The 19,756-nt window shown below is 65.1% G+C and carries 29 protein-coding genes and 1 tRNA gene; 27 read left to right on the top strand and 3 right to left on the bottom strand.

Annotation, left to right across the window (positions count from 1 at the left end; translation table 11 throughout):
• The first annotated feature begins 5 nt into the window (after positions 1–5).
• The gene (locus LCY71_RS02565; RefSeq protein WP_225334799.1) at positions 6–266 is read left to right on the top strand and encodes a hypothetical protein; all 261 of its coding nucleotides are present in this window, start codon (positions 6–8) and stop codon (positions 264–266) included.
• Between the two features lie 29 nt (positions 267–295).
• Here the strand turns inward: LCY71_RS02565 and LCY71_RS02560 are convergent, their stop codons facing one another.
• The 3 genes from LCY71_RS02560 to LCY71_RS02550 all read right to left on the bottom strand — a co-directional run bounded on the left by LCY71_RS02560 (position 296) and on the right by LCY71_RS02550 (position 3,222).
• On the bottom strand, positions 296–1,285 hold the full coding sequence (locus tag LCY71_RS02560; protein WP_225334798.1) for a beta family protein: 990 nt from the start codon (positions 1,283–1,285) through the stop codon (positions 296–298).
• A 459-nt stretch (positions 1,286–1,744) separates the two neighbouring features.
• Entirely contained in the window at positions 1,745–2,971 is a 1,227-nt protein-coding gene (locus LCY71_RS02555; RefSeq protein ID WP_225334797.1) for a tyrosine-type recombinase/integrase, read from the bottom strand.
• 180 nt (positions 2,972–3,151) lie between these two features.
• Positions 3,152–3,222: transfer RNA gene (locus LCY71_RS02550), tRNA-Gly, on the bottom strand.
• 317 nt (positions 3,223–3,539) lie between these two features.
• On the opposite strand from LCY71_RS02550, the gene LCY71_RS02545 reads away from it, so the two are divergent.
• From LCY71_RS02545 to LCY71_RS02420, 26 genes are all read left to right on the top strand, one after another.
• Positions 3,540–4,382 carry a putative RNA uridine N3 methyltransferase gene (locus LCY71_RS02545; RefSeq protein WP_225334796.1) on the top strand — a complete coding sequence of 281 codons (843 nt, stop codon included), beginning with the start codon at positions 3,540–3,542 and terminating at the stop codon, positions 4,380–4,382.
• 2 nt (positions 4,383–4,384) lie between these two features.
• Positions 4,385–5,401 (top strand): 50S ribosomal protein L3, encoded by a 1,017-nt coding sequence (locus LCY71_RS02540; protein WP_225334795.1) that lies wholly within the window; start codon positions 4,385–4,387, stop codon positions 5,399–5,401.
• A 3-nt stretch (positions 5,402–5,404) separates the two neighbouring features.
• Complete coding sequence (rpl4p, locus tag LCY71_RS02535; RefSeq protein ID WP_225334794.1) at positions 5,405–6,148, top strand: 50S ribosomal protein L4; 744 nt, start codon at positions 5,405–5,407, stop codon at positions 6,146–6,148.
• Positions 6,145–6,402, top strand: coding sequence for a 50S ribosomal protein L23 (locus LCY71_RS02530; RefSeq protein ID WP_225334793.1), 258 nt, complete (start codon positions 6,145–6,147; stop codon positions 6,400–6,402). Before rpl4p ends, LCY71_RS02530 begins: the two co-directional genes overlap by 4 nt.
• Positions 6,403–6,404: 2 nt before the next feature.
• A complete protein-coding gene (locus tag LCY71_RS02525) occupies positions 6,405–7,127 on the top strand; it encodes a 50S ribosomal protein L2 (protein WP_225334792.1) in 723 nt (240 codons plus the stop codon).
• Complete coding sequence (locus LCY71_RS02520) at positions 7,124–7,546, top strand: 30S ribosomal protein S19 (protein ID WP_225334791.1); 423 nt, start codon at positions 7,124–7,126, stop codon at positions 7,544–7,546. Before LCY71_RS02525 ends, LCY71_RS02520 begins: the two co-directional genes overlap by 4 nt.
• Positions 7,547–7,548: 2 nt before the next feature.
• A complete protein-coding gene (locus LCY71_RS02515) occupies positions 7,549–8,010 on the top strand; it encodes a 50S ribosomal protein L22 (RefSeq protein WP_225334790.1) in 462 nt (153 codons plus the stop codon).
• The gene (locus tag LCY71_RS02510; RefSeq protein WP_225334789.1) at positions 8,010–8,996 is read left to right on the top strand and encodes a 30S ribosomal protein S3; all 987 of its coding nucleotides are present in this window, start codon (positions 8,010–8,012) and stop codon (positions 8,994–8,996) included. The genes LCY71_RS02515 and LCY71_RS02510 overlap by 1 nt, the downstream gene beginning before the upstream one ends.
• Complete coding sequence (rpmC, locus tag LCY71_RS02505; protein WP_225334788.1) at positions 8,993–9,211, top strand: 50S ribosomal protein L29; 219 nt, start codon at positions 8,993–8,995, stop codon at positions 9,209–9,211. Before LCY71_RS02510 ends, rpmC begins: the two co-directional genes overlap by 4 nt.
• Entirely contained in the window at positions 9,211–9,498 is a 288-nt protein-coding gene (locus LCY71_RS02500; RefSeq protein WP_225334787.1) for a ribonuclease P protein component 1, read from the top strand. The genes rpmC and LCY71_RS02500 overlap by 1 nt, the downstream gene beginning before the upstream one ends.
• Entirely contained in the window at positions 9,489–9,812 is a 324-nt protein-coding gene (locus LCY71_RS02495; protein ID WP_225334786.1) for a 30S ribosomal protein S17, read from the top strand. The genes LCY71_RS02500 and LCY71_RS02495 overlap by 10 nt, the downstream gene beginning before the upstream one ends.
• Positions 9,812–10,210, top strand: coding sequence for a 50S ribosomal protein L14 (locus LCY71_RS02490; RefSeq protein WP_225334785.1), 399 nt, complete (start codon positions 9,812–9,814; stop codon positions 10,208–10,210). The genes LCY71_RS02495 and LCY71_RS02490 overlap by 1 nt, the downstream gene beginning before the upstream one ends.
• A complete protein-coding gene (gene rplX, locus LCY71_RS02485; RefSeq protein ID WP_225334784.1) occupies positions 10,211–10,573 on the top strand; it encodes a 50S ribosomal protein L24 in 363 nt (120 codons plus the stop codon).
• Positions 10,570–11,310 carry a 30S ribosomal protein S4e gene (locus LCY71_RS02480; RefSeq protein WP_225334783.1) on the top strand — a complete coding sequence of 247 codons (741 nt, stop codon included), beginning with the start codon at positions 10,570–10,572 and terminating at the stop codon, positions 11,308–11,310. The genes rplX and LCY71_RS02480 overlap by 4 nt, the downstream gene beginning before the upstream one ends.
• Entirely contained in the window at positions 11,307–11,834 is a 528-nt protein-coding gene (locus LCY71_RS02475; protein WP_225334782.1) for a 50S ribosomal protein L5, read from the top strand. Before LCY71_RS02480 ends, LCY71_RS02475 begins: the two co-directional genes overlap by 4 nt.
• Entirely contained in the window at positions 11,831–12,025 is a 195-nt protein-coding gene (locus LCY71_RS02470) for a 30S ribosomal protein S14 (protein WP_225334781.1), read from the top strand. Before LCY71_RS02475 ends, LCY71_RS02470 begins: the two co-directional genes overlap by 4 nt.
• Before the next feature lie 2 nt (positions 12,026–12,027).
• The gene (locus LCY71_RS02465) at positions 12,028–12,420 is read left to right on the top strand and encodes a 30S ribosomal protein S8 (RefSeq protein ID WP_225334780.1); all 393 of its coding nucleotides are present in this window, start codon (positions 12,028–12,030) and stop codon (positions 12,418–12,420) included.
• Positions 12,421–12,422: 2 nt separating this feature from the next.
• Entirely contained in the window at positions 12,423–12,959 is a 537-nt protein-coding gene (locus LCY71_RS02460; protein ID WP_225334779.1) for a 50S ribosomal protein L6, read from the top strand.
• 83 nt (positions 12,960–13,042) lie between these two features.
• Complete coding sequence (locus tag LCY71_RS02455; RefSeq protein ID WP_225335871.1) at positions 13,043–13,843, top strand: 50S ribosomal protein L32e; 801 nt, start codon at positions 13,043–13,045, stop codon at positions 13,841–13,843.
• Complete coding sequence (locus LCY71_RS02450) at positions 13,840–14,292, top strand: 50S ribosomal protein L19e (RefSeq protein ID WP_225334778.1); 453 nt, start codon at positions 13,840–13,842, stop codon at positions 14,290–14,292. The genes LCY71_RS02455 and LCY71_RS02450 overlap by 4 nt, the downstream gene beginning before the upstream one ends.
• Positions 14,292–14,852 (top strand): 50S ribosomal protein L18, encoded by a 561-nt coding sequence (locus LCY71_RS02445; protein WP_225334777.1) that lies wholly within the window; start codon positions 14,292–14,294, stop codon positions 14,850–14,852. Before LCY71_RS02450 ends, LCY71_RS02445 begins: the two co-directional genes overlap by 1 nt.
• Positions 14,849–15,481 carry a 30S ribosomal protein S5 gene (locus LCY71_RS02440; RefSeq protein WP_225334776.1) on the top strand — a complete coding sequence of 211 codons (633 nt, stop codon included), beginning with the start codon at positions 14,849–14,851 and terminating at the stop codon, positions 15,479–15,481. The genes LCY71_RS02445 and LCY71_RS02440 overlap by 4 nt, the downstream gene beginning before the upstream one ends.
• Positions 15,481–15,945 carry a 50S ribosomal protein L30 gene (gene rpmD / locus LCY71_RS02435; RefSeq protein WP_225335870.1) on the top strand — a complete coding sequence of 155 codons (465 nt, stop codon included), beginning with the start codon at positions 15,481–15,483 and terminating at the stop codon, positions 15,943–15,945. The genes LCY71_RS02440 and rpmD overlap by 1 nt, the downstream gene beginning before the upstream one ends.
• Positions 15,945–16,445 (top strand): uL15m family ribosomal protein, encoded by a 501-nt coding sequence (locus tag LCY71_RS02430; RefSeq protein ID WP_225334775.1) that lies wholly within the window; start codon positions 15,945–15,947, stop codon positions 16,443–16,445. The genes rpmD and LCY71_RS02430 overlap by 1 nt, the downstream gene beginning before the upstream one ends.
• Positions 16,446–16,448: 3 nt before the next feature.
• Positions 16,449–17,918 (top strand): preprotein translocase subunit SecY, encoded by a 1,470-nt coding sequence (gene secY / locus LCY71_RS02425; protein WP_225334774.1) that lies wholly within the window; start codon positions 16,449–16,451, stop codon positions 17,916–17,918.
• A gap of 415 nt (positions 17,919–18,333) precedes the next feature.
• On the top strand, positions 18,334–19,728 hold the full coding sequence (locus tag LCY71_RS02420; protein WP_225334773.1) for a GntP family permease: 1,395 nt from the start codon (positions 18,334–18,336) through the stop codon (positions 19,726–19,728).
• Positions 19,729–19,756: the final 28 nt, after the last annotated feature.

The following is a 19,756-nucleotide window of genomic DNA, read 5'->3' as shown; positions in this document are numbered from 1 at the left end:
TTTCAATGGACCTGGTAGTTGGATTGATCTCCACGCTGCCCAATGTTGTATCGATTCTCGGGATCATTGGAGCGACCTTGATTGCTGGCCCCTTCGGGCTGATTGGTTCACTCTTAGAGATAGCAGGAGCTAATCAGCTGCTCTATAATCAGACTGAAGCGGGCTTCTGGATGATTGTCTTCGGTGCGGGATTAGTGACGATTGGTACACCCATACCGTGGGGGAAAGTCCTGAAAGGGCTTCTCGACTCTGGAAGTAGATATTAGTGGGAGCTGTCCTCGTATCCTGTGGTGGATCAGGCTCGCTGTTCAGCTAACCATTCGAGATCGTTCTCGAGGACGGAGTGGATGTAGTGTCCTACACGGGCCTGCTTTGCCACGTGTGACGTGCAATCTTCGTCGCGTGATCCGAGCTGCCGACAGAAGGGGCAGTGGTCTTGTCGCCACTCCTCCCAAGCTTCTAACTCCTGTACGGCTTCTTCATATGTCTCGCCCTCGAACTCTCTGATCTCGAAATCGTCGACGCCGTACTGGCGGTAAGTCTTCCGGAGTTCGTGTAGGTTCGGAATGATCGGTGGGTAGCGTCCACCGACAGCAAAATCACCGAATCCATCGAAACCGTATTCGCTCGCGATTTCTGGTCCCCAGTTGTACGCTTCCCCCTGATACACATTCATCGCGTTAGCTACAATAGTGCGATTCTCGGCGAAGATCTCCCCGAGTGCGTCAAGGTAGTCGTACCCACCTTCCTCCAGATTAGTTGTATCGAGGAGGTCGAGGACGATGGGATCAGAAGACGAGATCTTGAGGCCTATTTCGTTCACTTCTGCAAGTTCCCCGTTATCACGTTCGTCTGAAAGAAGGAGTCGAACTGCGACCTCGTCAAACTGCTCTTTCACGCGATTGTAGGAGTCAAGAAGGTCTTCGCCCGGACGGCCAGAAATCACGGGAACGTCGATCTCGTCTTCGTGTTCTCGGTAGAATTCACTTTGTCCCTCATAGAGGGCAAGAAGATCGTCTATCTCCGCTTTCAGGGCATGATTCTCTTGCTCACCGAGATACTCCGGAAACTCGATGAACAGCTTGTCTCCAGCTTGCTGGTACACCTGGAGATCTTGGAAGTCTTCGGTGTCCGTAATCTCGAGGAGTGGATAGAGGAGCTTCTTATCTCTGAGTTCACCAAAGCGATTGAGGCCGGCGAACTCTCGTACTACCTCTCGTTCGTTTTGGCCGTTCCTGAGGATAGGTAGATAGATGGGTTCATCATGCGGGGAGCTCGTATCCATCTGATGTGTTATTGTCTTCCATTATATAAATATCTTCAGGCATTTGTGGTTACGGATTTCTCGAGTAGACTCCTTTCCGTATTCTTGATACGTTTTACTGCATAGAGGCGGCGGAGTAAAACTGGACGTGTTGATGCAAAATCTGAATTCATTACAAGAGGATCCAAGTTATTCACTGCCCCTCTATGCAGTCAAACATCCTGGAATAACTGAAGGTGGAAACAATAACATATATCTCCAACTCCTCCTCCGTCGTCGGCCCCCCATACTACCATTAATGGTAAAGGGTTAATGTACCCTCCCCGGGGTTTATAAGCAATCTATCAGGATCCTACAATGAAACTGTTCAAAGTATGCCCATGGGATATTAGCACGTATTTTAGAATTATTTAGAGTAATATTCTGCCCCTGTATCGAATTCAGTGATTCTCGCGCGCAGCCCTGAATAGCGGGCCTAAGTCACCCGATTGGGGAAATGTCGTCGGTCGGGTGGCTGCTGTCCCGGATGTACCGCTTGGTCGTCTCGAGTCGACTGTGCCGGAGCTGTTTCGCGGCTTTCTCCAGGTTCGTTTCGTTCGCCCAGTATGTCGCCGCACCGTGACGGATTGAGTAGAACGATAGGTCGCGGACCCCTTCGTTAATCTCTGCTTCTTCGAGGAGATCTTCGAGGATACCGTTGAGCGATTGGACACTGTATCGGTTCCCTCGCTCATTCAACCATAGAGCCGGGGAGTCGTCGTACTTTTCGTATGCAGCCCGCTCGTCAATCCATTTTTCGAGGGCTGTCACGGCCTCGGAAGAGAGGTCACACACCCACGGCTCGTCGGATTTTGCAGCGTCCTTGGGTGGGAAGATCATCTTCTTGTTGTCCAGGTCGATCCAGTTGATGTTGGCCCGCTTCACCTCTATGGGTCGAAGCCCGAGGTTGACTGCGACTGCCATCAGCGAGGGAATCTTCCATGAGTTTGCCTTTCGGAAGTCTTCGGGGCCGATGCTCGCTTTCGGCTTGTGGTGCCGCTCGGCAAGCATGGTCTTAATCCGGTCGCGCTCCTCGGAGGACATTCGCTTATTATGGTAGCTCCTGACGGAGTAGACGGTCAGAGCGGCATTGTAGAGACGGCGAAGTTCCTCCTTGTGGAGCTTGTCCTTGTCGGACTTCGAGGTGTCATTGCGATCGAAGTCTAACTCTTTCTTCCCGTTCGCCTCTATGTAGTCTTCCAGCGAGGAGTAGTCCTTCCCATTGACCGTCCGCTCGTAGTCGTGAAACCGCTTGACGGCTTTTTCGTAGTCAGTGTATGTCCGGTCACTGTCCGTCGTTGCGGCGAGGCGACTGGCGAGATACGTGTACGCTTCTTCGGTGTCGAACGTGATCGAGAATTCTCCCTCGCGCTTCCATTTCCAGCGGAAGATGTCCTCGATCTTGTAGTGGGTGGTCCGCACGGTCGCGTCCGCGTAGCCTTCGCGCTTCTGGTAGTTCTTCCCGACCAGCTTCATCCACTTGAGGAATTTCTCTTTGAACCCTTCGTAGCGCTCGACGATGAGTGGGGAGAACTCTGCCTCTATGAGTTGGACCGTCGTTTCTGAGACGACTGGGTGTCCGAACTCTACTTCTTGATCATACCACGCCCGCGCGCGAGAGTTGTCACCCCCGTCTGGTGGGGTCAGCGCGTCGTCGTGCCAGCTCACTGAGCGGCCCCCTGCTGAGATCGGGCGGGACAGCCGCTCTCTGATAGAAGTTTTTCGCTCGTGCTAATCGCAAGACGGCGACGGTACGACCCATGTAGTGATTTCGGCGTTTCGGACATTGCTCTCTTTCACGGTTGAGAGCGGCGAAAAGTGGTGGGAGCGGGCGCGAAGCGCCCGATATGCGGTGGGGGGGATTTGAACCCCCGTTAGGACCGTGGCAGGGTCCTGTGATACCACTACACTACCACCGCGGGTGAGTGCATTTGATTGTGGAGGGTGAGAGGGATAAAAGGCTTCCGAATCGGCGGCGAAACCGTGGGAAGGCGACACGAACCAGGGTGGGATCACAGACGCTACGGACTCGGTCTCGATCGTGCTCGATGCCGTCACCGGTCCAGGATCTCCGAACCGACGACCGGCGACGACGCTCCCACTGGCTGGAAGCCGTTCCCGCGAGAGAGCGGCCCATGAGACGGCGTCTCAACGCGCGCGTGAAGCGCGTTCTTTTTAAGGCAGGGAGGGTGACTAATCGCTACAGTCTAGTGGCGTGGCGTGGAAGCGTCACGGCATGACGACCAGCGTACTCGTGCCATCCTCCCTCGCACGGGAGGCCGAAGATCGCCGCGAGGCGACGCGGAAGCTCGGATACGTGGCCCGCGCGGCCACGGTGTTCCGGGCAGACCGGCTGACAGTCTTCCCCGACCCGGACGGGAAGGGGAAGTGGGAGGACGGGTTCGTCGAAACCGTCCTTCGGTACGCCGCCACGCCCCCGTACCTCCGAAAGGAGGCGTGGGGGCGGCGGGACGAACTAGAGTACGCGGGCGTCATGCCGCCGCTCCGCGTCCGTTCACAGACCGGCTCCGGATCTGAGGGTTCGGGGTCGTTAAGACAGGGAATCGTGACCGAGGTCGGAGCTGATGGGCGCGTCCGGGTCAATTGCGGACTGCAACACCCGATCTCCCTCCCGGTGCCTCCTGCGATGGAGGCCCCGGCCGAGGGGGAGCGCGTCACCGTCAGGGTCTCTTCGCGACGGCCGGTCCGGGCAAAATTCGTCGACGAATCCCCACCGGGATTCGCCGTCGACGTCTCGGACCTCGATGCGGCACTACAGCGAGACGACGCGGGCCTCACCGTCGCCGCTTCGCGGCACGGGGAGGTCCTCTCCGTCGATAGGCTCGGCCGCGTAGTCCAGCGCCGGGCGTCCGAGGGCGGCATGACAGTCGTCTTCGGCGCGCCAGAGCGGGGGCTACCGGCCATCCTCGGAGTGGACCCGGACGCCGTCGCGGACGGCCGCGACGACGGCGGGTTCGACCTCTGGCTGAATACGGTTCCAAACCAGGGGAGCGAGGTCGTACGAACCGAAGAAGCGATGTTCGCCACCCTCGCTCCGCTGACCCTCACGGAGAGATAACGATGCCACAACCAAGCAGACCACGCAAAGGCTCGCTGGGCTTCGGCCCGCGCAAGCGTGCGGAGTCAGAGACGCCGCGGTTCAACAGCTGGCCGTCCACCGACGGCCAGTCGGGCGTCCAGGGCTTCGCCGGCTACAAGGCCGGCATGACCCACGTCGTGCTCGTCAACGACGAGCCCGACTCCCCGCGCGAGGGGATGGAGGAGACCGTCCCCGTGACGGTCGTCGAGACGCCCCCGATGCGCGCCGTCGCAGTGCGAGCCTACGAAGACACGCCGTACGGTCAGCGTCCGCTGACGGAGGTCTGGGCCGACGAGTTCCACTCGGAGCTCGATCGCGCGCTGGATCTGCCCGAGGAGCACGACGCTGACGGCGCAGAGGCACAGATTCGCGACGCACTGGAAGCCGGTGACCTCGCGGACGTGCGCGTCGTTACGCACACCGTCCCCGACGAACTGGCCAACGTGCCCAAGAAGAAGCCCGACGTGATGGAGACGCGCGTCGGCGGCGGCTCCCCCGAGGACCGCCTCGACCACGCCCTGGAACTGATCCAGGACGGGGGCGAGCACGCCATGAACGACGTGTTCCGCGCCGGCGAGTTCGCCGACGTCGCGGCCGTCACCAAGGGCAAGGGCACCCAGGGCCCCGTCAAGCGCTGGGGCGTCCAGAAGCGGAAGGGCAAGCACGCCCGCCAGGGCTGGCGCCGACGGATCGGTAACCTCGGCCCCTGGAACCCCTCGCGGGTCCGCTCGACGGTGCCCCAGCAGGGCCAGACCGGGTACCACCAGCGCACCGAACTCAACAAGCGCCTCATCGACATCGGTGAGGGTGACGACGCGAGCGTCGAGGGCGGCTTCGTCAACTACGGCGAGGTCGACGGTTCCTACACGCTCGTGAAGGGCTCGGTGCCCGGCCCGGACAAGCGCGTCGTGCGCTTCCGGCCCGCGGTGCGTCCGAACGAGCAGCCGCGCCTCGACCCCGAGGTGCGCTACGTCTCTCAGGAGTCCAACCAGGGATAACCCATGCAGGCAACAGTACGCGACCTGGACGGCGACGACGCGGGCGAGGTCGACCTGCCCGAGGTCTTCGAGACCACGGTGCGACCCGACCTCATCCAGCGCGCTGTCCGCGCCGCCCAGGCCAACCGGAAGCAGGACCACGGCGCCGACGACAACGCCGGGCTGCGAACGCCCGCCGAGTCGTTCGGTAGCGGCCGCGGCATGGCCCACGTGCCCCGCGAGAACGGGCAGGGCCGCCGCGTTCCCCAGACCGTGGGCGGGCGCCCCGCGCACCCGCCGAAAGAGGAGAAGGACCGCTCCCTAGACGTCAACGACAAGGAGCGCAAGAAGGCCATCCGCTCGGCGGTCGCCGCGACCACCGACGCGGAACTCGTCGCCGAGCGCGGCCACGAGTTCGACGACGACGTCGAGCTCCCGCTGGTGCTGGACGACGAGTTCGAGGACCTCAAGAAGACCCAGGAGGTCGTCGACGTCCTGGAGTCGCTCGGCGTCGACGCCGACGTCGACCGCGCCGAGGACACGAAGATCAAGGCCGGCCAGGGCTCCGCCCGCGGCCGGAAGTACCGGCGGCCGTCGTCGATCCTGTTCGTCACCAGCGAGGAGCCGTCGCGCGCCGCGCGCAACCTCGCCGGCGCCGACGTGACGACGGGCCGCGAGGTCAACGCTGAGGACCTCGCGCCCGGCGCCGCGCCCGGCCGACTCACCATCTGGACGGAGAGCGCTCTCGAGGAGGTGGCGCAGCGATGAGCTGGGACGTCATCAAGCATCCCCACGTGACCGAGAAGGCCATGAACGACATGGACTTCGAGAACAAGCTCCAGTTCGCCGTCGACTCGTCGGCCACGAAGGGCGACGTCGTCGAGGCCGTCGAGGAGCAGTACGACGTCACCGTCGAGAAGATCACCACGCAGAACACGATGGACGGCGACAAGAAGGCGGTCGTCCGGCTCTCGGACGACGACGACGCCCAGGAAGTCGCCTCTCGGATCGGGGTGTTCTAACGATGGGACGACGAATTCAGGGACAACGACGCGGTCGCGGTACGCCCACGTTCCGGGCGCCGTCGCACCGCTACAAGGCTGACCTGTCGCACCGTACCGTCGAGGACGGCGACGTCGTCGCCGGGACGGTCGTCGACATCGAACACGACCCGGCCCGCTCGGCGCCCGTCGCGGCCGTCGAATTCGAGGACGGCGAGCAGCGCCTCGTGCTCGCGCCCGAGGGCGTGGGCACGGGCGACGAACTGCAGGTGGGCGTCTCCGCGTCCATCGAGCCGGGCAACACGCTCCCGCTCGCCGAGATCCCGGAAGGGGTCCCGGTCTGCAACGTCGAGGCCAACCCGGGCGACGGCGGCAAGTTCGCCCGCGCCTCCGGCGTGAGCGCGCAGCTGATGACCCACGACCGCAACGTCGCGGTCGTCCAGCTGCCCTCGGGCGAGGTCAAGCGCCTCGACCCCGACTGTCGGGCCACCATCGGCGTCGTCGCCGGCGGCGGCCGGACGGAGAAGCCGATGGTCAAGGCCGGTAACAAACATCACAAGATGAAGGCGCGCGGGACGAAGTGGCCGAACGTCCGCGGTGTCGCGATGAACGCTGTCGACCACCCCTTCGGTGGCGGCGGTCGACAGCACCCGGGCAAGCCCAAGTCCATCTCGCGCAACGCACCGCCGGGCCGCAAGGTCGGGGACATCTCCTCGAAGCGGACCGGCCGAGGTGGTGACGAATGAGTTCTGAGTATCAGATCGGTCACGAGGGCGATTTCACCTACCGTGGCCACACGCTCGACGAGCTGCAGGAGATGTCTGTCGAGGAAGTCGCGGAACTGCTCCCCGCTCGCATGCGGCGAAGTATCGAGCGCGGCCTGTCCGAGGAGAAGCAGAAGCTCCTCGAGGACGCGCGCGAGGCTGACCCGGAGGAGACGGCCAACGACCCGATCCGGACGCACCTGCGCGACATGCCGATCGTGCCGGAGATGGTCGACCTGACCTTCGCGGTCCACAACGGCCAGAGCTTCGAGCGCGTGCGGGTAGAGCCGGAGATGATCGGCCACTACCTGGGCGAGTTCCAGCTCACCCGGACGTCGGTCGAACACGGACAGGCCGGCATCGGGGCGACCCGATCCTCGAAGTTCGTGCCGCTCAAGTAATCATGGGAATCAGCTACTCAGTCGACGCCGACCCGGACACGACGGCGAAAGCGATGCTCCGGGAGCGGCAGATGAGCCACAAGCACAGCAAGGCCATCGCCCGGGAGATCAAGGGCATGACCGCGGGCGAGGCGGTGTCGTACCTCGAAGACGTCGTCGAGGGCGAGCAGTCCGTCCCGTTCAAGTCCCACAACTCGGGCGTCGGCCATCGATCGGACATCGACGGCTGGGACGCCGGCCGCTACCCCGAGAAGGCCAGCGAGGCCTTCCTCGACCTGCTGGAGAACGCCATCGGCAACGCCGACCACCAGGGCTTCGACGGCGAATCCATGGAGATCATGCACGTCGCCGCCCACAAGGTCGGCGAACAGCAGGGCCGTAAGCCCCGCGCGATGGGGCGGGCCGATCCCTGGAACTCCCCCGAGGTCGACGTCGAACTCGTCCTCGAGGAGGTGGCCGAATAATGGCCGACGAACAGCAGTTCATCGAGGACGGCCTCCAGCGGACCCAGATCGACGAGTTCTTCCAGGACGAACTCGGTCGCGCCGGCTACGGCGGCATGGACGTCGCCAAGACGCCGATGGGCACCCAGATCGTGCTCAAGGCCGAGAAGCCCGGTATGGTGATCGGCAAGGGCGGGAAGAACATCCGCAAGATTACCTCCACGCTGGAGGAGGAGTTCGACCTCGAGGACCCGCAGATCGACGTTCAGGAGGTCGACGAGCCGGACCTCAACGCCCGGATCGTCGCCGACCGCCTGGCCAACGCCCTGGAGCGCGGCTGGTACTTCCGCAAGGCTGGCCACACCACGATCGACCGGATCATGGAGTCCGGCGCCCTGGGCGCCGAGATCGTCCTCTCCGGGAAGGTCACGGGCGCACGCTCGCGCGTGGAGAAGTTCAACCGCGGGTACATCAAGCACAACGGCGAACCCGCCGAGGACATCGTCGACCACGGCGTCGCCACCGCGGTGATGAAGCTGGGCACCATCGGGGTGCAGGTGAAGATCATCCCGCCGAACGCAGAGCTGCCCGACGACTTCGAGGTCTACGAGGACGTGGAAGTCGAGGACTACGTCGCCGACGAGGACGGCGAGTCCGTCGAGGAACTCCTCGAGGGCGAACCCGAGGGCGAGGACGCCGCCGCCGAGCACGGCGCCCAGGCCCCCGCCGAGGGCGCGGACGAGGCGGCCGAGGAGACGGTCGTCGACGAGGACGTCGAGGAGGAGATCGTCGAGGACGAGCCGGTCGGCGAGGACGAGGAGACCGCGGCCGAGGAGACCGCCTCCGTCGACGCCGAGGACGCCGACGACGTCGTCGAGGAGGACCTCGACGAGGAGACGGCCGAGGAGGCCGCCGACCTGATGGAAGAGATGGAAGACGAAGTCGACGAGGCCCGCACCGGCGACGGCGACGAGGGCTCCCACGACGAGGAGGGTGACGCGAAATGACCGTCCTGCACGTCGAGGAGATCCGCGACATGACGCCCGCCGAGCGGGAGTCGGAACTCGACGACCTCAAGACCGAGCTCCTGAACGCCCGCGCCGTCCAGGCGGCGGGTGGTGCCCCGGAGAACCCGGGCCGCATCAAGGAGCTCCGGAAGGCGATCGCGCGGATCAAGACGGTCCAGCGCGAGGAAGGCGATCTGGCAGAGGACTCCGAATAATGCCACTGTCACCCGAGACGCTCCCGCGTCACGAACTCGTCGGCCTCGACGTCGAGGTCGTCGCCGCGTCCAACCCCGACGCCGTCGGTATCTCGGGGACCGTCGTCACCGAGACGACCCGGACGCTGGGTATCGAGGGAGCTGATCGGGTACGGCACGTGCCGAAGGACGACGCGACGTTCGCGTTCGAGCTGCCCACCGGAGAGGTGGTGCGGGTCGAGGGCGAGCGGCTGGTCGCGCGTCCCGCTCGACGCACGGAAACGACAGGTGATTCACAATGGCGCTAGGACTGAACGTACAGGAACCGGACGAGGCCTGCGACGACCAGAACTGCCCGTTCCACGGGGATCTCTCCGTGCGAGGGCAGACGCTGGTCGGCGAGGTCGCGTCCACCGACATGCAGAAGACCGTCGTCGTCGAGCGCGAGTACGACGTGAAGGTGCCGAAATACGACCGGTTCATGAAGCGGCGCAGCCGCGTGCCGGCTCACGCACCCGACTGTCTCGACCTCGCGGTCGGCGACGAAGTGACTATCGCGGAGTGTCGACCGCTCTCGAAGACGAAGAGCCACGTCGTGGTCTCCAAGGAGGGTGACGACTGATGGAGGCACTGAAGGCCGACGTCACGCCGGGCCTGGAGAAGGGATCGCTGATCACGTGCGCCGACAACACCGGCGCGCGTGAGCTGAAGGTGATCTCCGTCCAGGGCTACTCCGGCACGAAGAACCGCCACCCCAAGGCGGGGATCGGCGACAAGGTCTCCGTCTCCGTCACCAAGGGGACCCCGGAGATGCGACGGCAGGTGCTGGAGGCGGTGATCGTCCGCCAGCGCAAGCCGTTCCGCCGCCCCGACGGCACGCGCGTGAAGTTCGAGGACAACGCGGCCGTCATCGTCAACGAGAACGAGGAACCCCAGGGCTCGGAGATCAAGGGCCCGATCGCTCGCGAGGTCGCCGAACGGTTCGGCTCCATCGCGAGCACCGCAACGATGATCGTATAGATGAGCCGACAACCATCTAAACAGCGAACGAGCGAACGGCGCGCCCCGCTGCACGAGAAGCACACGCAGGTCCGTGCCACGCTGTCCGACGACCTCCGCGAGGAGTACGGCCAGCGCAACGTCCGCGTCAACGCGGGCGACACGGTCGAGGTGCTCCGCGGCGACTACGCCGGCGAGGAGGGCGAGGTCATCGAGGTCGACCTCGCCGACGCCGACATCTACGTCGAGGACGTCACCGTCGAGGCCACGGACGGCGAGGAGATGCCGCGTCCCGTCGACGCGAGCAACCTCCGCGTCACGGACCTCGATCTGGACGACGACCGACGCGAGGCGCGTCTCGAATCGGAGGAGGATAGCGCATGACGAAGCATCAGAAGCGACTGTCGGTGCCGGAGAGCTGGCCGGTCGAGCGCAAGACCGAGACGTTCACCGTCAAGGCCGACGCCGGCCCGCACGGCGAGGCGGGGGTTCCCCTGCTGATCGTCCTGCGGGACGTGCTCGGCTACGTCGACAACCGCAAGGAGGCCCGCTACGCCCTCAACCAGGACAGCGTCCTGATCAACGGCAAGGCGGTCTCCGACGAGGAGCGGCCCGTCGGGATGTTCGACATCCTGGCGTTCACCGAGCGCGACGAGTACTATCGCGTGTTCCCCGGGCAGGGCGGTCGGCTCGCGCTGACCCCCATCGACACCGACGCGGCGGAGTCGAAGCTCGGCCGGATCGACAACAAGCAGTACGTCAGCGGCGGCGACGTCCAGCTGACGCTGCACGACGGGCAGACCCTGCTCGTCGACGAGGACGCCGACTACTCGCCCGGCGACTCCATCGTCGTCGGCAACGAGGACGACGAGGTTGTCGCCCACTTCGAGTACGAGGAGGGCGCGCTCGTCACCGCCGTCGACGGCGCACACGCCGGCGAGATCGGCGAGATCGCCGAGATTCAGGTCACGCCGGGCTCGGCTCCCAACAACGTGATCGTCGAGCAGGACGACGACGGCTTCGAGACGGTCGAGGAGTACGTCGTCGTCATCGACGAGAACTTCACAAGCGACGAGGGCGACGAGCCCGAGGACGTCATCGAGGGAGGTGACGACGAATGAGCTCCGACGCCGAAGGGCAGTTCCACGAGATGCGCGAACCGAGCGTCGAGAAGGTCGTCGTCCACATGGGCATCGGCCAGGGCGGTCGCGAACTGGCCAACGCCGAGGACATCCTCGAGGAGGTCGCCGGCCAGCAGCCGGTCCAGACGGTCGCCCAGCAGACCGTCGGCGAGTTCGACATCCGCGAGGGCGACCCGATCGGCGCGAAGGTCACCCTGCGCGACGAGGACGCTCACGAGTTCCTCGAGACCGCGCTGGAACTGGTCGACCTCGAAACGTCGCAGTTCGACGAGACCGGCAACTTCAGCTTCGGAGTCGAGGAGCACACCGACTTCCCGAGCCAGGAGTACGACCCGAACATCGGGATCTACGGGCTGGACGTGACGGTCAACCTCGTCCGCCCGGGCTACCGCGTGGCCAAGCGGGACAAGGCCTCGCGGTCGATCCCGTCGAACCATCGGCTCGACCGCGACGACGCCGTCGCCTTCGTCGAGTCGACCTTCGACGTGGAGGTGAACGAATGAGCGAATCCGAGGAAGCAGCCAACGACGGGGCCGAGTCCGAGGCCGAACACGAAGACGTCCCCACGGGACAGATCCAGGAGTGCCAGCGCTGCGGGCGCGAGCAGGGCCTGGTCGGCAAGTACGACATCTGGCTGTGTCGCCAGTGCTTCCGGGAGATCTCCCGGGGCATGGGCTTCGATAAGTACAGCTAACCATGACGGAGAACGACCCACTCGCCAGCGCGCTCTCGGCGATCGACAACGCGGAGAGCGTCGGCCACCTGGAGCAGACGGTACAGCCCGCCTCGAACGAGATCGGCAGCGTACTCGAGGTCTTCTACGACCGCGGGTACATCGACGGATTCACGTTCGTCGACGACGGCAAGGCCGGTCAGTTCGAGATCGAACTGAAAGGTGCCATCAACGAATGTGGTCCGGTCAAGCCCCGCTACTCCGCGGGCGCAGACGAGTTCGAGAAGTGGGAGAAGCGGTTCCTCCCCGCCCGCGACTACGGCACGCTCGTCGTCACGACCAGCCACGGCATCATGAGCCACTACGACGCCCGCGAGGAGGGCGTCGGTGGCCAGGTCATCGCGTACGTGTACTGACAATGCCACGAGTAGAACTACAGGTGCCCGAGGACGTCAGCGCCGAGATGGACCATCTCGAGCTGACGGTCGACGGGCCGGAAGGTAGCGTAACGCGGCGGCTCTGGTACCCGGACGTCGACGTGTCCGTCGAGGACGGCAGCGTCGTCGTCGAGTCCGACGAGAGCGACGCCAAGACCCGGTCGACCATCGGGACCTTCGAGAGCCACGTGGAGAACATGTTCCACGGGGTCACCGAGGGCTGGGAGTATCAGATGGAGGTCTTCTACTCCCACTTCCCGATGGACGTGGCCGTCGAGAACGGCGACGTCGTCATCGAGAACTTCCTCGGTGAGAAGGCGCCCCGACGGACGCCCGTCCACGGCGACACCGACGTCCAGATCGACGGCGAGGAGATCACCCTCTCCGGTCCGGACATCGAGGCCGTCGGCCAGACCGCCGCCGACATCGAACAGCTCACCCGCGTCAACGACAAGGACGTCAGGGTGTTCCAGGACGGCGTGTACATCACCGAGAAACCGAACCGAGGTGACGCCTGATGGCCGACGACGACAACTCACGAACCACTGACGCCAACGCCGACGAGTCGGGACTCCCGCAGGGCGAGGCCGCCGAGGAGGACATCGAGTCCGAGGACCCCTCGGCCGGCGAACCCGTCGAGGACCCCGACCAGCGCGCCGAGGAGGCCGAAGCGGAAGCGGAGGCCGAGGACGAGCAGGACGACGAGGAGTTCGAGGACCTGACCGACATCAGCGGCGTCGGCGACTCGAAGGCCGAGTCGCTCCGCGAGGCCGGCTTCGACGCCGTGGACGACGTCCGCGGTGCCGACCAGTCGGACCTGGCCGAGGTCAGCGGCATCGGGAACGCGCTGGCGGCCCGCATCAAGGCGGACGTCGGCGGTCTCGAGGTCGAAGCGGAGACCGAGGCCGAGGTCGAGGAAGAGGAACCCGAGGCGCCCGAGGAGACGGCGGAGGACGTCGAGACGGAACTCCGCCCGCGCGGGCTCGTCGACAAGACGCCCGACCTCGACGAGGAGGAGGAACGCCTCCTCGAACAGCGCCGGCGCGTCGGCAAGCCCCAGTTCAACCGCCAGGACTACCACAAGAAGAAGCGCGTGCCGACCTCCTGGCGCAAGCCCCGCGGCACGCTCTCGAAGCAGCGCCGCGGCGTCAAGGGCAAGGGCGACACCGTCCAGGCCGGCTTCCGCAGCCCGACGGCGGTGCGCGGCAAGCACCCCTCCGGCTTCGAGGAGGTCCGCGTGCACAACGTGGACGACCTCGAGGGCGTCGACGGCGACACGGAGGCCGTTCGGATCGCCTCCAAGGTCGGCGGTCGCAAGCGCGAGCGCATCGAGGAGGTCGCCGAGGAAGAGGGCATCCGCGTGCTCAACCCCACCTACGAGGAAGTGGAGGTGTCAGAATGACTGACCTGAGCGCACAGAAGCGACTCGCAGCGGACATCCTCGACGTCGGGAAGAACAAGGTCTGGTTCGACCCTGAACGACAGGGCGACCTGGCCGACGCGATCACCCGCGAGGACGTCCGCGAACTGATCGACGAGGGCGCTATCGAGGCGAAAGACGCCACGGGCAACTCGCGCGGTCGCGCGCGGGAGCGCCAGGCGAAGCGTGCCTACGGGCACCAGTCGGGTCCCGGCTCCCGCAAGGGCAAGGCCGGCGCCCGGCAGGACCCCAAGGAGGACTGGGAGTCCCGGATCCGCGCGCAGCGCAAGCGGCTCAAGGAACTCCGCGACGAAGAGGGCACGCTCGATAGCTCGGAGTACCGCGAACTGTACGACCGGGCGGGCGGCGGCGAGTTCGACAGCGTCGCCGACCTCGAACGGTACGTCGAAGCAAACTACGGTGACGAATAATGGCGACAGGACCACGATACACGGTGCCGATGCGGCGACGCCGCGAGGCCCGGACGGACTACCATCAGCGGTTGCGCCTGCTGAAATCCGGCAAGCCCCGCCTCGTTGCTCGCAAGAGCAACAAGCACGTCAGGGCGCAGCTGGTGACGGTCGGGCCCGACGGCGATCGAACGCTTGCTGCCGCCGAGTCGCGCGACCTGCGCGACTTCGGCTGGGAGGCCCCGACGGGCAACGTGCCCGCGGCCTACCTCACCGGTCTCCTCGCGGGACGCCGCGCCGTCGAGGCGGGCGTCGAGGAGGCTGTGCTGGACATCGGGCTCAACACCCCGACGCCCGGCAGCAAGGTGTTCGCAGTACAGGAAGGTGCAATCGACGCGGGTCTCGAGATCCCCCACAACGACGACGTGCTCGCCGACTGGCAGCGCACGCGCGGTGCCCACGTCGCCGAGTACGCCGAGCAGGTCGATGGCGACCTGTACGGCGGGGAGTTCGACGCGACGGAACTGCCCGAGCACTTCGACGAGATCCGTGAGACGCTACTGGAGGCAGATGAACTATGAGTAATGGATGGGAGCCCCGGACGCGGCTTGGTCGACAGGTCGCGGACGGCGAGATCGACACGATGCAGGAGGCCCTCAACTCGGGCCTGCCGCTGAAGGAACCGGAGATCGTCGACCAGCTGGTCCCGGACCTGGAGGACGAGGTGCTGGACATCAACATGGTCCAGCGCATGACCGACTCCGGGCGCCGGGTGAAGTTCCGCTGCGTCGTCGTGGTGGGCAACCGCGACGGCCTCGTCGGCTACGCCGAGGGGCGTGACGACCAGGTCGGCGGTGCGATCCAGAAGGCGATCAACATCGGGAAGCTCAACCTCATCGACGTCTCCCGGGGCTGCGGGTCCTGGGAGTGTGGCTGCGGCCGCCCCCACACGGTCGCGCTGCGCACCACCGGCAAGGCCGGCAGCGTCGAGGTCGAGCTCCAGCCCGCCCCGCGCGGGCTGGGCCTGGCGGGCGGGGAGACCGTCCGAAAGGTTCTCGAACTCGCAGGCATCGAGGACATCTGGACGCGCTCCTCGGGCAACACGCGCACGACGGTGAACTTCGCCAAGGCGACGTTCAACGCCCTGAAGAACACCGCCGAGGCGCGCGTGCCCGAGCGCACGTTCGAGAAGCGCGAGGTGATCGAATGATGCAGGCACTTGTCCAGCTCCGTGGCGACGTGAACATGAACCAGGACATCGCGGACACCCTGGAGATGCTCAACGTCCACGAGGTGAACCACTGCACCTTCGTCCCGGAGACGGACACGTACCGTGGCATGGTGACGAAGGTCAACGACTTCGTCGCCTACGGCGAGCCCAGCCAGGAGACGGTCGAGCGTCTCATCGCGCGCCGCGGCGAGCCCGCCGAGGGCGACGCCGACGTCGACGACGACTGGGTCGCCGAGAACACCGACTACGACGACATCCCGGCCCTCGCCGAGGCGCTGATCGACGAGGAGACGAAGCTGCAGGACGAGGGCCTCTCGCCGACGCTCCGTCTCCACCCGCCCCGCGGCGGCCACGACGGAGTCAAGCACCCGACCAAGGAAGGAGGACAGCTCGGCAAGCACGACACCGAGCAGATCGACGACCTCCTGGAGGCGATGCGATAATGACCAGCAAGAAAAAGCGACAGCGCGGCTCGCGCACGCACGGCGGCGGTTCCCACAAGAACCGCCGTGGGGCCGGCCATCGGGGCGGCCGCGGCGCGGCCGGGCGCGATAAGCACGAGTTCCACAACCACGAACCGCTCGGCAAGTCAGGGTTCGACCGTCCCGAGAAGGTCAAGGAGGACGTCGCAGAGGTCGACGTCCGCGAACTCGACGAGGACGCCGCGCTCCTCGCGGCCGAGGACGTCGCCGAGGAGACCGACGGCGGCTACCGGATCGACGTCCGGGACGTCGTCGACGACGGCCACGAGGTCGACGCCGTGAAGGTCCTCGGTACCGGCCAGGTCCGCAACGAGCTGGAACTGGTCGCCGACGCCTTTTCCGACGGAGCCCGCGACAAGGTCGAGGCCGCCGGCGGGAGCGTCGAACTGACCGAGCGCGGCCAGGAGCGCGCTGAAGCGCGGGCCGACGACGAGGACGACGAAGATACCGACGAGGAATAAGCAATGAGCTGGAAGGACGCCGCCGAACCAGTGCTCGTCAGGATGCCGGCAGTACGCCGGCCGGAGGGGCACGTCCCGTTCAAGCGCAAGCTCGCGTGGACGGCGGGCGTGCTCGTCCTGTACTTTTTCCTGACGAACGTGCTGCTGTTCGGCCTCGACTTCGACCCCAATCAGGGGTCTGTCTTCGGGCGGTTCAGTTCGATCCTGGCGGTGGGCCAGGGGAGCATCATGCAGCTGGGGATCGGCCCGATCGTGACTGCCAGCATCGTCCTGCAGCTGCTGGGCGGTGCGAACCTGCTGGGTCTGGACACCCAGAACAACCCCCGGGACCAGATCCTCTACCAGGGCCTCCAGAAGTTCCTGGTGCTGGTGATGATCTGCCTGACCGGCCTGCCGATGGTGTTCGCCGGCAACTTCCTGCCGGCGGACCCGGCGGTCGCCCAGTCGCTGGGCGTGCCGCTCGCGGCCGTACAGTGGCTGATCTTCGCCCAGATCGCCGTCGGCGGCGTCCTCATCCTGTTCATGGACGAGGTCATCTCCAAGTGGGGCGTCGGGAGCGGTATCGGCCTGTTCATCGTCGCCGGCGTGAGCCAGCGGCTGATGGGCGGCCTGTTCGGTCACCCGATGCTCGGCGGCAACCAGCTCGGGCTCCTGCCCGCCTGGTGGAACATCGTTTTCGGCGACGCGGGCGTGCAGCTGCTCTCGCCGAGCGGCCTCCAGACGCTGTTCGTCGGGCAGGGGAACGTCCTGGGACTGATCACGACGGTGCTCATCTTCGTCGTGGTCGTCTACGCCGAGTCCGTCCGGGTCGAGATCCCGCTCTCGAACGCGCGGGTCAAGGGCGCACGCGGTCGCTTCCCCGTGAAGCTCATCTACGCGAGCGTCCTGCCGATGATCCTCGTCCGGGCGCTCCAGGCTAACTTGCAGTTCCTGGGGCAGATCCTCAACTCCCAGCTCGGGAACATGCCCGCGTGGCTGGGCACCTACAGCAACGGTAGCCCGACCGGCGGGCTGTTCTACTACCTGGCCCCGATCCAGTCGCGAGGCGACTGGATGTGGTGGCTCGGTGAGGCCAGCCAGCCGGCCGCGAAGGTGCTGGTCCGCGTCGGCATCGACCTCACCGTGATGGTCATCGGCGGCGCCATCTTCGCGGTCTTCTGGGTCGAGACGACGGACATGGGTCCGGAGTCGACCGCCCAGCAGATCCACAACTCCGGGATGCAGATCCCCGGCTTCCGGCAGAACGTCGGCGTCATCGAGAAGGTCCTCGAGCGCTACATCCCGCAGGTGACGGTCATCGGCGGCGCGCTCGTCGGGCTGCTAGCCGTCATGGCCAACATGCTGGGTACCATCGGGAGCGTCTCCGGTACGGGCCTGCTGCTGACGGTCTCTATCACGTACAAGCTGTACGAGGAGATTGCCGAGGAGCAGCTCATGGAGATGCACCCGATGATGCGCCAGATGTTCGGGTAACGCTGGCGTCCAACCGAGCGCAGCGAGCCTACTGGCGTCCGGCCGAGCTGTGTGCGGCCGGGCTCGGGTGACTCCCGCTGGTCGTCTCCCGGTGACCAGCTTTCGTCGTTTCTCTTCGATCGTCTGATAGCCTGATGGCATCGCTGGCCGACTGCCAGTCTTTTCCTCCGACGCACCGCCGGCCTCTCCGCTCGACTCGTCCGCATTTGCCTGGATATCGACCACATCGTACCGAGAACCGTCTGGTGAACACACTCTTTCATTATATAGTATAAACGTGGGTTATGATAATCTCTCTATCCAATATCGGTAAAATCGCAATAGGGCGGTGAGGTCAAACACCTAATAAATATGTACAACACCAATAGTTATTTATAACCGTAGTACAGGTGATACTGATGTGAGGTAGTAACAGATGGCAATTGAATTCGCACACAGTCCGCTGTTGACGTTCCTTCTCGGACTCGCAGCGGTCGTGCTACTGCTGGTCGTGCTGGATCTGCCGGCGTTCGTCGGGCTGATCATGGCGGCTTTCTTCGTCGGCGTGATCAACGCCGCCTTCGTGCAGGACTTCGCTCTGCCGGAGGCAGCCACGGCGACGGCGGACGCGTTCGGCAGCGGAATGGCTGGAATCGGGATACCGATACTGATGGCCGCGATCATCGGCAAGTCGATGCTCGAGAGCGGTGCGGCCCAGCGCATCGTTCGCGGGTTCCAGAACCTGCTCGGTGAGGAGAACTCCGACATCGCACTGTGGGGCAGCAGTAGCGTCCTCGCGATTCCGGTGTTCTTCGACAGCGTGTTCTACCTGATGGCACCGCTGGCCCGTTCGATGCGGGCCCGCGTCGGCCGGGACTACACGCTGTTCATCGTGGTCGTCGGCGCCGGCGCCGCGACGGCACACGTGTTCGTGCCGCCGACGCCCGGTCCGCTCGCGGTCGCCGCCGAACTCGGCGTCGACCTCGGCATCACGATTCTGATCGGCGTCGCGATGGCGATTCCCGCGGCCATCGTCGCCGGCATCGGCTACGGGCGCTGGCTCAACGCGCGCATGGACATCCCGCTGCGGGACGCCATGGCGAGCTCGACCGAGGAACTGGAGGACATCGCCAACCGGGACACCAGCAGCCTCCCCGGCGTCCTCGAGTCTTCGCTGCCGATTCTCCTCGCCGTGGTGCTCGTCGGCGCGGCGACCGCCGTGGACGCCTTCCAGGAGGTCTGGCCGACCCTGGCAGAGGTCCAGCCCGTCGTGGCGTTCCTCGGGGACAAGAACGTCGCACTCACCGTCGCCGCCCTGGCCTCGGCGTGGACGTTCTACCGGTACAGCGGCATGGACCGCGACGAGTGGACCGAGGAACTCACCGAGGCCCTCAAGAGCGGTGGCAACATCGCCGCGATCACCGCGGCCGGCGGCGCGTTCGGCGCGCTACTGGCGGCCTCCGGCCTCGGCGACTACATCACCGCCGCGCTGAGCGGGGTCGGTATCCCGATGATCGTCACCGCCTGGCTCGTCGCCGCGGTCGTCCGGATCGCACAGGGCTCGGCCACTGCCGCGATGCTCACGACTGCAGGCATCATGGCGCCGCAAATCTCGGCGCTGTCCGTCCACCCCGCCTATCTCGTGATGGCCATCGGCGCGGGCGGGAACATCTGCTCGTGGTACAACGACTCCGGGTTCTGGCTGGTCAAGGAGATCGGTGGTCTCACTCAGGGCGAGACGCTGCGTACCTGGACCGTCCTGACGACGCTCATCGCGGTCACCGGCCTGATCACGACGCTGTTCCTCTCGTCGATCTTCCCGCTGGCGTAACGCAGCGGGACTTTTCGTCGATCGTTCT

Source organism: Halomicrobium urmianum, from assembly GCF_020217425.1.
GTDB classification, from domain to species: Archaea; Halobacteriota; Halobacteria; order Halobacteriales; family Haloarculaceae; genus Halomicrobium; species Halomicrobium urmianum.
Note: the sequence above shows the minus strand (reverse complement) of the source record. Positions and strands in the feature narration are given on the sequence as shown.